The following is an 11,194-nucleotide window of genomic DNA, read 5'->3' as shown; positions in this document are numbered from 1 at the left end:
ACGCTGAGGCTATGACAAACGACGAGAGCGCCGAAAATATCTCCGGCAGTGCGAAATCCACCAATAGGCGCGGGATGCTCGGCATGATGGCGGGTGGGCTCGCCGTCGGCGCGGCCGCCGGACTCGGGGGCGGCATCGCACTCGGATCGGGGGCCAACCCGCCTGCCTTGCCCGGTCGGACAGAAAGGTTCGCGGGCAAGTCCGTGCAGATCACCGGCGCCACTTCCGGTATCGGCGCGGCCGCCGCTCGGTTGTTCGCCGCCGAAGGCGCGCGGGTGGCTTTCTGCGGACGCCGGATCGATCGTGGTCGTGCGGTGGAGGCGCAGATCAGGGCAGCGGGGGGAGAAGCCACCTACATCCAGGCCGACGTGCGCGACGAGCAGCAGGTCCGGGCCTTCGTCGACGGTGCCGCCGACAAATACGGCGGCCTCGATGTCGCCTTCGACAACGCGGGCATCACCATCCAGCGCAAGCTGCACGAATACACCGCCGAGGAATTCGACCTGGTACTCGGCACCAACCTCCGCGGTACTTTCCTGTCGATGAAATATCAAGTGCCACATATGATCCGGGGCGGCGGCGGGGTGATCGTCGTCACCTCGTCGAGCAACGCGCTCGCCACCGACGCGGGCAAGGGCGCCTACACCGCGAGCAAACGGGCGCTGGTCGGGCTGGTGCAGTCCGCTGCCCTGGACTACGCGGCCGACGGCATCCGGGTGAACACCTTGATCCCCGGCACGACCGATACCGACCTCGTCCGCGCGCTCAGCCCGATCGGTGGGCTGCCCGACGACGCGTACCGGGTCGCGATGAAACAGTGGGCGTCGAGCAATGTGGCAGGCATGGGGCGATTGGCGACTCCCGAGGAGATCGCCGCATTCGCGCTGACCCTCGCCTCACCGGAACATCCGTACCTGACCGGCGCCCAGCTGGTCATCGACGGTGGGAAGACCGCGCACGCGTGAGAGTCAGCCGTCCCAGGGTCTATCGTGAACGGGTGCTCGCCGCGTCAACCGGCTCCGCGGTCGGGCCGATCCGGCCGGCGAGAAACCCCGACCGAGAGAGAGGCCTCGCAATGGCTGCCAAGCCGACAATCGTTTTGGTCCATGGATTCTGGGGTGGCGCCGCGCACTGGGCGAAGGTGATCGTGGAATTGAACCGGCGCGGTTATCCGGGGCAGTACGCGGTCGAGAACCCGCTCACCTCGCTGGCCGAGGATGCTGAGCGCACCAGGAAAATGGTGGCCCAGATCGAGGGCCCGGTCCTGTTGGTCGGTCACTCCTACGGTGGTGCGGTGATCACCGAAGCCGGCGATCTGCCCAATGTGGTCGGCCTGGTCTACGTCGCGGCCTTCGCGCCCGATGCGGGGGAGAGCCCCGGTGCGATCAGTGAGCAGTTGCCGCCCGCCGCGTTCGCGAACATCGCGCCCGACTCCGACGGATACCTGTGGATCGCGCAGGACAAGTTCCACGAAAGCTTCTGCCAGGACCTGACTCCCGACGAAGCGCTGGTGATGGCGGTGACCCAGAAGGCGCCACTCGGCTCGACGTTCGGGGACACGGTGAGCGCGCCTGCCTGGAAGGTGAAGCCCACCTGGTACCAGGTGTCCACCGAGGACCGGATGATCCACCCCGACAACGAGCGGCGGATGGCCGCGCGGATGAACCCGCGCAAGACCATCGAACTCGCCGCGAGCCATGCCTCGCTGGCCGCGCAGCCGGGGCCGGTCGTCGATCTGATCGACGCGGCCGTGCTGGATATCGCAGGCTGACCAGGGTTTGTCGCTGAGCTACTCCGGCGCCGCGCCCGCGGCGCGGGTGTAGCGTGCGGCGATCTGGCGGAGGTGGTCGACCAGTTCCCGGCCGTGCTCGATGTCGAAGTCGGTGTCGAGGGCGCCGAGGAGGAAGGTCAGTCCGCGCGGGGTGTCGGCGCCGATCTCGAGGCGGCAGGTGTGGGCGTCGATCGGTTCGACAGTGCCGTAGATGGCGGCGGAGCGCGCCTGTTCGGAGTCGGCGGGAACGTGTAGCCGAATGGTGGCGCGGTAGGGCCAGAGCTGGGCGACACCTTTCGCCACGTGCGCCGCGGCGTCGCCACCGGGGATCTCGCGCGGCGAAAAGCGCGGTCCCACCGGGATTTTGGGCGTCATGCGGTCCACCCGGAAGGTGCGCCAGTCGTCGCGGTCGATATCCCAGGCGACGAGGTACCAGCGCGGGCCCCAGGTGACGAGTTCGTGCGGTTCGGTCTCGCGACGGGATTCGCGGCCACCGCTGCGATAGTCGAATCGCAGGCGTTGCCGGTCGCGGCACGCGGCCGCGATGGCGGACAACACCGCCGGGTCGATGTCGGCGCGGGTCCCGCCGGGGGTCTGGACGGTCGAGACCTGCATGGCGTGCACGCGGTGCCGCAACCGCGCGGGCAGCACCTGCTCGAGTTTGACCAGTGCGCTCAGTGCGGTCTCGCCGATGGCGCTCACCCCGCTGATCGATGCCGTGCGCAGGGCGATCGCCATCGCGACGGCTTCCTCGTCGTTCAGCTGCAACGGCGGCAGCTGGGTGCCCGCCCCGAGGTGGTAGCCGCCGTCGATGCCTTTCACCGCGCGCACCGGATAGTCCAGCGCGCGCAGTTTGTCGACATCGCGGCGCACCGTCCGTGTGCTGACAGCCAGGCGCGCGGCGAGCTCGTCGCCGGACCACTCGCGCCGGGTTTGCAGGAGCGCGAGCAACCGAAGTAGCCGTGCCGAAGTTTCTTTCACGAATTCGACTCTGCCAGGTCTATAGGACAGAAGGTGTCCGCTTGTGGTCATAGTGTCGTAGTCATGAGCAACGAGATCACCCCGTTCCACATCGACATCCCGCAGTCCGACCTGGACTACCTGCGGGCCCGGCTGACCGATGCGCGCTGGCCCGCCGAGCAGCCCGGCGCCGAGTGGAGCCGCGGTGTGCCGGTCGCGTACCTGCGTGAGCTGGCCGAATACTGGCGCACCTCCTACGACTGGCGCGCGGCCGAGGCCGAACTGAACAAGTTCGCGCAGTTCACCACCGAGATCGACGGCCAGCACATCCATTTCCTGCACGTGCGCTCGGCGAATCCCGATGCCACGCCGCTGATCCTGACGCACGGCTGGCCGGGGTCGGTCGTCGAGTTCCTCGATGTCATCGGCCCGCTCACCGACCCAGCGGCCCACGGTGGCGATCCGGCTGACGCCTTCCACGTGGTGATCCCGTCGCTGCCCGGCTTCGGCTTCTCCGGACCGGTCACCGACGAGGGCTGGGAGCCGGGTCGCATCGGGAAGGCATGGGCCGAGCTGATGAGCAGGCTCGGCTACGACAGCTACGGTGCGCAGGGTGGCGACTGGGGCGCGTTCGTCACGCCGGAGGTGGGACGCGCGGGTGGCGACAAGGTGATCGGCGTGCACGTCAACGCCGCGACCTTCGGGTTCATCCCGTTCGGCCCCGTCTCCGACGAGGAGAAGGCAACCATGACCGCGTCCGAGCTGGCTCGGCTCGATCGCCTCGCCCTGTTCAAGAGCGAGGGCAACGGCTACTTCCAGATCCAGTCCTCGCGCCCGCAGACTGTCGCCTACGGTCTGCACGATTCGCCGATCGGCCAGCTCGCGTGGATCGTGGAGAAGTTCAAGGAGTGGACGTTCCCGGTCGCCGGTAAGCCCGACGACGCCGTGGATCGGGATCGGTTGCTGACCAACGTGATGCTCTACTGGCTCACCGGCACCGCGGGTTCGTCGGCCGCGCTGTACTACGAGGCCACTCACACCCGGTCGTGGCCCACCACGCCGCTGACCACGCCGACCGGTGTCGCGGTTTTCGCCGAGGACATCGCGATCCGCCGCTACGCGGACGAGGGCACCGACATCGTCCATTGGTCGGAGTTCGAGCGGGGTGGCCATTTCGCGGCGATGGAGGTGCCGGACTTGTTCGTCGACGACGTCCGGACGTTCTTCCGTGGCCTGCGCTGAATCAGCGGTTTCCCGGCAGAGCAGGCGGCGCCGACCCCTCGTCGGCGCCGCCGGGTCCGCTCAGCCGAGCGCGGCCAGGCCGCGGCGGTCGATCTTGCCGGTCGGGGTGCGGGGTAGTTCGTCGACGAACAGCACGTCGCGTGGGGCTTTGAACCGGGCAAGGTGGGTTTTCACGTAGTCGCGGACGGTTTCGGCGTCCACTTCGCCCGCCGCCACGATGAACGCGGCGAGCCGTTGCCCGAATTCCTCGTCAGGGACTCCGATTACGGCCGCTTCGGTGATCGACGGGTGCTGGTAGAGCAGGTCCTCGATCTCGCCGGGGAAGACGTTCTCGCCGCCGGAGACGATCATGTCGTCGTCGCGTCCGTCGATGAAAAGCCTTCCGCTGGAATCGAAGTGGCCGAGGTCGCCGGTGCTCATCAGGCCGCCGCGAAGCTGCTTGGACCCGCCGCCGGAGTAGCCGTCGAAAGCGATGGTGTTGCCGACAAAGACGGTGCCGACCGCGCCGGGCTCGGTGATCCGGGTGCCGTCGGCGTCGTAGAGCGCGACGGTGATCCCGACCGGCGCCCGCCCGACGGTGCCCGGAGCGGCGATCCAGTCCTGCGGGGTGGCGATGGTGGCGGTGCCGGTTTCGGTGCACCCGTAGAAGTTGTAGATCACCGGGCCGAAGATGGTGATCGCCCTGGTGCCCAACGAGGACGGCAACGCCGCCCCGGCGGTGAACACGATCCGCAGCGAGCGGGTGTCGGTGGCGGACAACAACTCCGGGTCCAGATCGAGGATGCGGCGCAGCATGGTCGGCACGAGTACGACCATGTCGGCGCGATGCTCGGCGATCTGGGCGAGCGAGCGGGCCGCGTCGAACCGTCCGTGCAGCACGATCGTCGAGCCCAGATTCAGCGAGAGGATGAACTGGGACAGTGCGGTGCCGTGGAACAGCGGTGCGCAAAGCAGCACAGTCTGGCCTCGCCGCAGGGGCACCCTGTCCACGAATTGCGCTGCTGCCAAAGGAGATTCCACTCGCCGCGGTGCGCCCTTGGGCGTGCCCGTGGTGCCGCCGGTGAGCAGGACGAAACCGCCCTGCTGTGCGGGTGGGCGAATCGGTGCGGCGGCGGGGCGAATTGTGGTGTCCAGAAGCTTGATTCGTTCGGGCAGGTCCTCGGCAGTCACGGCCATGGCCGGGTCGAGCACGACTGCGCTGACTCCCTCGCGTTCCAGCACGTCACGTAGCTGTGCCGCACCGAATCCGGTATTGAGAAGCACCAGGCGAGCGCCGAGTTTCGCTGTGGCGGACATGGATTCGACGAGTCGCACCCCGTCGGGGCAGAGCACTCCGACCGTATCGCCCGCATCGAGGCCGTCGGCGTGCCAGGTGGCGGCGAGCGCGTCGGTGCGCTGGTCGAGCTCTCGGTAACTGATCCGCTCGTCGCCACAGACCAGCGCGACTCGGTCGGGTGTGCGTTGCGCGGAGGATCGGATCCCGCCGGCGATCGGGCCGAACGCGCGCATGGTGCGGGCGGTGCGCAGGATCTGTACCGGATGTCGCGGATCGATGATCCCGGCCCGCGCCAGGGCGCGGATCTGCCGTAGTGAGGTGGTGGCGGCGCTCAACATACTCGCGGCCCGGGGTCGGCGCCCGCGGCCACCGCGAGCAGCCAGGCGACAGTGCCCAATTCGGGGACGATCTCGGCGCTGATGTGCTCCGAGAACGGCACCCGGATCATCCGCATGTTCACCCCGCGGGCGCAGTAGTCGGCGGCGATCTTGTCGATCGCCAGTTCGGCGGGCAGTAGTTGGTCGGTGGTCGAGTGCCACATCAGCAGCGGGATATCGGGGGTGTTCTCCGGTCGGCCGAAACTCGCTGCGGCGAGGGCGGGTCGCGCGGCGGCCAGTGCGGCCTCGGGGTCGGTCAGGTACTGCGCCATCGGCCGGAGCAGGGTGGTTGCCACGGCGGTATAGAGACAGCGTTCCCCCAGGTCATCGGCCACCCTTCGGCCTTCCGGAGTCAGGTAGTGGTCCAGTTCTCGAGCGAATTCGGGGTATTCGCGGGCCAGCCCGAGCACGGCCAGCCAGCCCGTGAAGTTGGCCTGTGGCTGCTGCCCCGAGATCGCGAACGGTGCGATCGCGACCTTGTCGCCCGGAATACCGCCCTGCGCACTGCCTTTGATCTCGAGTTCGGGAGCGTAGTGGCGGCGCTGCTCGGCTGCCGACGCGGAGGCATTGCCGCCACCGGAGTAACCCCACAACCCCACCGGCGCGGTCTCGAGCCCGAGCCCGCCGCGCTTGGCCGCGCGGATGCCATCGAGCACCATCCGACCCTCGGCCGGCGACATGATCGTGTTCTCTTTGCCGTCGAAATCGGTGATAACCACCGCGGCACCCGCCGAAAGGAACTGGCCCATGATGGCCATCTCCTTCTGGATTCCCGCACGCTGGGTGTAGGACGGATTGCACTGCGGGCCGAGGCTGTCGATCGCCTCCTGATACGAAATCAGCGGGCGCGCACCGGGTCCCAGCCACGGGATGCCCGGCATCAGCACGGTGGTGGCGGTGGCGATCGGGTTGTCGTGCACGTCGGAGCTGCGCAGCAGCAGTTGCGTGGTGTGCACCGGGGCCGGGATGCCGAGCACGTGGGTCTGCACGACCCGGCTGCGGATCACGTCGCCGTTGGCGTAGTCGGCGAGATCGGCCGGATCGGCGTACCAGGGATCGTGCCGCGGTGTGGGAATCGGCACGACCGCCGGATACACCTGTGCCTCGTTCGGCAGTGGGGGCAGTTCGAAATCCTGGGCGCCCGCCGGACCCGCTGCCACCAGCGCCGTCATCGCCAGCAGGGGCAGGGCTCGGGCGCCGAGCTGTCGGAGCCGGGGTGACCGGCAGGTGGCCGTGCTGCGCTGCATGGCATCTCCTTCGATAGGTGATCCCGATTACAGCATGATGGCTTGTTGAGAACAAGAGTTCTTGTTTATATTTGGCAATCTGTAGGCTGAGCTGCGTGACGTCGACCGACAAGAGCCAAGTCCGCTCCCGGCGCATCCAGGGCCTGGACGCCGAACAGCGCCGTGCGCGCAGGCGTGAACAGATCCTCGCCGCCGCCTTCGACCTGATCGCCGCCGAGGGCTACGTCAGCACCGCGATCGAGCAGATCTGCCAGACCGCCTTCGTCGGCAACAAGGCCTTCTACGAACTCTTCGAGAGCAAAGAAGACTGCTACCTGGCGCTGCTACAGCAGCAGAGCGAACGCGCACAGGACATGGTCGCCACCGCGCTGTCCGAATCCTCGGGCGACCGCGACGACGTGGTCGCCGCCGTGATCGGCGCCTTCGCCCATTCGATGGTCGACGACCCGCGCGTGGCGAAGGTGACTTTCGGTGAGGCGAGCGGCATTTCGGCGAAAGTCGAACAGCAGCGGCGCGTCAACCGCCGCTGGGCCGCTCAGTTCCTCGAAACCCTGTGGCGTGAATACGGATTCGTGCCCCCCGAGGGAATCGGCGTAGACCTGCACGCCCTGGCCGTCTCCGCAATCGGCGGTCTGTTCGAGACCGTCGCCGACTGGCTCCACACCGACGCAGGCGCAACGGGCGAAATCAACGTGCTGATCAGAGATCTCACGGCTTTCATCGAGATCGTCCATCTGGGCTTGGCCGCTGCCGCAGTCCGTTCACCGCTCTGAGGTCGTCAACCACGCGGGCCCGAGCAGTGAATCGCCACGCGCGTTCGAGTCGACGATATCTGCTCGTGGAGCGATTGTCCCCGCCGCCCGCGATGACTCGAACCGAACGCCTTGTCGCCGCATGACGACAAATGATATTGTCTTCATATGGCGACAATCGAGGTATTTCGAGCGGACGACCTCGGCCCTGCCCTGCGCGAGGCAAGAATCGCCGAAGACATGACTCAGCAGGCCCTGGCCTCGATGGCCGGAGTCGGCCGCCAATGGCTCAACGCGTTCGAAGCCGGGCAGAAGGGCTCCGCCCCGCTGGACATGGTCATGCGCGTGATCACCACCCTCGGCGTATCCGTGACCCTCTCCCGTCGAGTACCGACGCTCTCGCCCCCTGTCGATGAGGAACCCGTCGACCTGGACTCTCTCCTCGACGGCACACAGCAATGACGGACGCGAACAGTCATGTCCTCTATGTGGTGATGAACGGCCGCGTGATCGGTGACATCCAGCGCACCAGCCGACGCAGAATGCGGCTCCGCTATGCGGATCATCTGCCAGGCCGGTTCACTCCACTGTCTGTGTCGATGCAGGGTCCTATGGGCCGATATCGGGAGAGCGCCCTGGCGCCTTGGCTCGAAGGCCTGCTTCCGGACCGCCCAGAAACCTTGCGCCAGTGGCGTCGTCGATTCGGCATCGCTGACGACAACAGCTCTTTCTCGCTGCTCCGACACGTCGGCGAGGACGTCGCAGGCGCAGCCCAGTTCGTCCGGCCCGACCGACTCGACTTCATCCAGGAACGGCAAGGTGACCTCGCCGAACTGGGATCAACCCAGATCGCGGAAATGCTGCGCCGAGCGAGGGCAGACCTCCCGACCTCGGCCACCGACGACACGTCCGGCAAGTTCTCCCTCGCCGGAGCCCAAGCGAAGATTGCCCTCCACCGCACCGTGGACGGCTGGAGCGACCCGGTCGGTGCCATCCCGTCGACGCACATCATCAAACCTCCGATTCCCAACATGCTCGACCAGGATCTGGTCGAGGCGGTAACGCTGCGAACCGCGGCCGACCTCGGCCTGCGTACCGCGACTTGCACTATCGAGGAGTTCGATGACGAGCGCGCCATCGTGGTCGCCCGTTACGACCGAATCCGGCGCGACGACCAGTGGCAGCGCGTCCATCAGGAGGATATGTGTCAAGCGATGGCGATCTGGCCAATTCACAAGTACCAAAGTCAGGGCGGACCCGGCGCGGAGGTGATTGCTGACCTCATCCGCGCCCGCAGCCATCGCCCCGAGGAGGACAACCGCCGTTTCGCACAGGCACTCGTCTTCAACTGGCTGATCTGTGGCACCGACGCGCACGCGAGAAACTATTCGCTCCTGCTCAGTGGTGAATCGGTACGGCTCGCACCGCTATACGACCTGAACTCGCACCTGGCTTACTCGGATGGCTCGGGCAACGACCTGTCCATGAGCATGAATCAGCAGTTCCGCGCCGAACAGATCACGGTGACCGACTGGATTCGATTCGCGCCTGCCATTCACGTCGAGCCCGACTGGCTGCGCGATGAGATCGACCGCCAGTCCGGCGGGTTGATGGATGTTATGACCAAGGCGACCCAGCACGACGACATCGCCCGATACGACAGCCCGACAATCACTCGACTCCTCAGCAATACTGAGAGATGGATCGACAGGATGCTATGAGTGCATGGTGAAACTCCTCTGGAGATGAGACTCGCCTACAAGAGTCGTGTGCCTGGTCGACCGAAAATCGTTTCAGTGCAACGCCTTCGGTCAGGGTGCGAATCCGACGATTTGCGGGGTTGATCGGCTATCGCCGCAGCGGATGAGGACGACACCGGGGGCCTCGCTCGCGCCGAGTAGTGAGCATGAGCTGAGGATGTGGTCCGGGGTGGTCTCGGTGAGGTCGGTGCGTTTCCACGTGTGTAGGCCTTCGGTCGACACGACCAGTTCATCCGTGAGCAGAAGCGCGTCGAATTTATAGGACCAATATGAGGGCAGCCCCTCGACAGGGCGTGACCTGGCGGGAACGCGGGTCTCCGACACGGTGACGGCGTCACGGTCGGAACGCATGACAATTGTGCCGGTGGACGGGTCGGCGGCAATGACCTCGGCGGGTTCGGTGACCGCGGCGGTGCGCAAGTTGTCGGGGGAGTCGAAATGCAGGTGACCCGCGGTCTTGTCGCGCCAGTCGATCGAGACGACATCATCGACCACCGACAGCTCCGGTATGCGATCGGAATCAGGATTGGGAATACTCCGCTCGGCGATCGTGTCGCCGGTAGCAAGGTCGAAGGCGGAGATTGTGGTCTGAGTCGTGCCGACCGCAGACATCCGATAAATCGCGTGTGAAGTGAACGCGATCTTCGAATCCCTGCTCCTGCAGAATGTTTTGCGGGGGTGCGCCCACATCAGGCGCCCGCTGCGGGCCTCGTATCGCGCCAAGGCGCAGTCGGTAACCCTGACCAGCAATGGTGCGGGCTCGTCGCCATACGTCGTACCGGCCGTCGGCCCGTGTTCTCGGCGGCCGCGGCTGAATTCCGAGTCGGTCCACAGTCTTTCGCCTGTCGATGCGTCGAATCCGATCCAGCCCAGATTTTCCCAGTAGGTGGCGACGACGTTCTCGGACGGAACGGACACCATGCTGTCAGGGCTGTGCTGGACACCGCGAGAGGTGACGTTCTGGCGAAGGTAGTGCCAGCGTGGAGTGCCGGTGGCTCCGTCGTAGGCGGTGATGCCTTCCTTGGACCCGATAAAGAATCCGTTCCCGCCGACGACAACGCGACGGGAATCCTTCAGGTTGATCCGGAACTTCTCGGATCCCAGGCGATTGGGGACCGGCGAAACGGCGGTGGCAGCGGCGGTGCGGTGGTCGATGACCCGGTCGTCGTTCCCGGCGCGTAGGGCGACACCCGCTGCGGCGGCGCAGGCGAGCACGCCGACCGCCGCCAGGACCGCACCGGATCGCGTGGACAATGCCCGTCGATTCGGGGGAGCGAGGGTCACACCGAGGGTAAGAACTGAGCCGAGAATGACCAGATACCACGCGGCGACCGCCATCGGAAGTCGCGGATACGCCGCGTAGTCGTCGAATATCTGATCGACGGTGGACAGGATGTCGAGGTTCGCGCAGATGATGATTTCGACGGCCAGAACGACGGACATGATGAGGACGGGTGGATTCCCGAAGCCTGCGGCCCGCAGTGTCACCGACCACCTCACGGCGACTGCCAGGAAAAGCAGCGCCGCCGCGCCGAAGGCGATCGCGAACACTCCTAGTTGGTCCGAGAGTGTTTCTTCCGAATCGATGGTGCCTGCGAAGGGGTTGTCCGCCGCGAAGAACAGGCTGTAAATGGCGACCGTGACGCCACCTGAGAGAACGGCTGTTCCGAGGATTGCGGCGGCGGTGGTCGGACGTGAATAGTCCGGTAGCCGTGGCAAAGACGTAGTGCTGCTGTCGTTCATCGACCCTCCCCTGGCGACGGTGCGACCGAGTCGCGTCATGAGGGTAGCGGGTCGGCGAGGACTGGA

General features: G+C 66.4%; 10 protein-coding genes. 6 read left to right on the top strand and 4 right to left on the bottom strand.

What is annotated here, in order from left to right; translation table 11 throughout:
• Positions 1-11: 11 nt before the first annotated feature.
• Both ACFWPK_RS01860 and ACFWPK_RS01855 read left to right on the top strand, forming a co-directional pair.
• A complete protein-coding gene (locus tag ACFWPK_RS01860) occupies positions 12-965 on the top strand; it encodes an SDR family NAD(P)-dependent oxidoreductase (protein WP_378912634.1) in 954 nt (317 codons plus the stop codon).
• A gap of 110 nt (positions 966-1,075) precedes the next feature.
• Complete coding sequence (locus ACFWPK_RS01855) at positions 1,076-1,771, top strand: alpha/beta hydrolase (RefSeq protein ID WP_378912633.1); 696 nt, start codon at positions 1,076-1,078, stop codon at positions 1,769-1,771.
• An 18-nt stretch (positions 1,772-1,789) separates the two neighbouring features.
• Here the strand turns inward: ACFWPK_RS01855 and ACFWPK_RS01850 are convergent, their stop codons facing one another.
• A complete protein-coding gene (locus ACFWPK_RS01850) occupies positions 1,790-2,752 on the bottom strand; it encodes a helix-turn-helix transcriptional regulator (protein WP_378912631.1) in 963 nt (320 codons plus the stop codon).
• Between the two features lie 63 nt (positions 2,753-2,815).
• Here ACFWPK_RS01850 and ACFWPK_RS01845 point away from each other — a divergent pair, with 63 nt between their 5' ends.
• Positions 2,816-3,973, top strand: a complete 1,158-nt coding sequence (locus ACFWPK_RS01845) for an epoxide hydrolase family protein (protein ID WP_378912630.1) — start codon at positions 2,816-2,818, stop codon at positions 3,971-3,973.
• Positions 3,974-4,033: 60 nt separating this feature from the next.
• On the opposite strand, the gene ACFWPK_RS01840 is transcribed toward ACFWPK_RS01845, so the two are convergent.
• Together ACFWPK_RS01840 and ACFWPK_RS01835 are read right to left on the bottom strand one after the other, a co-directional pair.
• Positions 4,034-5,587, bottom strand: a complete 1,554-nt coding sequence (locus ACFWPK_RS01840; RefSeq protein ID WP_378912629.1) for an AMP-binding protein — start codon at positions 5,585-5,587, stop codon at positions 4,034-4,036.
• Positions 5,581-6,873, bottom strand: coding sequence for a lipase family protein (locus ACFWPK_RS01835; RefSeq protein ID WP_378912628.1), 1,293 nt, complete (start codon positions 6,871-6,873; stop codon positions 5,581-5,583). Before ACFWPK_RS01835 ends, ACFWPK_RS01840 begins: the two co-directional genes overlap by 7 nt.
• Positions 6,874-6,968: 95 nt before the next feature.
• Here ACFWPK_RS01835 and ACFWPK_RS01830 point away from each other — a divergent pair, with 95 nt between their 5' ends.
• From ACFWPK_RS01830 to ACFWPK_RS01820, 3 genes are all read left to right on the top strand, one after another.
• Positions 6,969-7,646 (top strand): TetR/AcrR family transcriptional regulator, encoded by a 678-nt coding sequence (locus ACFWPK_RS01830; RefSeq protein ID WP_378912627.1) that lies wholly within the window; start codon positions 6,969-6,971, stop codon positions 7,644-7,646.
• 147 nt (positions 7,647-7,793) lie between these two features.
• Positions 7,794-8,087 carry a helix-turn-helix domain-containing protein gene (locus tag ACFWPK_RS01825; RefSeq protein WP_378912626.1) on the top strand — a complete coding sequence of 98 codons (294 nt, stop codon included), beginning with the start codon at positions 7,794-7,796 and terminating at the stop codon, positions 8,085-8,087.
• The gene (locus tag ACFWPK_RS01820; protein ID WP_378912625.1) at positions 8,084-9,346 is read left to right on the top strand and encodes a type II toxin-antitoxin system HipA family toxin; all 1,263 of its coding nucleotides are present in this window, start codon (positions 8,084-8,086) and stop codon (positions 9,344-9,346) included. The genes ACFWPK_RS01825 and ACFWPK_RS01820 overlap by 4 nt, the downstream gene beginning before the upstream one ends.
• Before the next feature lie 90 nt (positions 9,347-9,436).
• Here ACFWPK_RS01820 and ACFWPK_RS01815 read toward each other — a convergent pair whose 3' ends face one another.
• Positions 9,437-11,128 carry a PQQ-binding-like beta-propeller repeat protein gene (locus ACFWPK_RS01815; RefSeq protein WP_378912624.1) on the bottom strand — a complete coding sequence of 564 codons (1,692 nt, stop codon included), beginning with the start codon at positions 11,126-11,128 and terminating at the stop codon, positions 9,437-9,439.
• Positions 11,129-11,194 lie beyond the last annotated feature (66 nt).

Origin of the sequence: Nocardia sp. NPDC058519 (assembly GCF_042719755.1) — a bacterium.
Classification (GTDB): Bacteria; Actinomycetota; Actinomycetes; order Mycobacteriales; family Mycobacteriaceae; genus Nocardia.
This window is presented reverse-complemented; position numbering and strand designations above follow the sequence as displayed.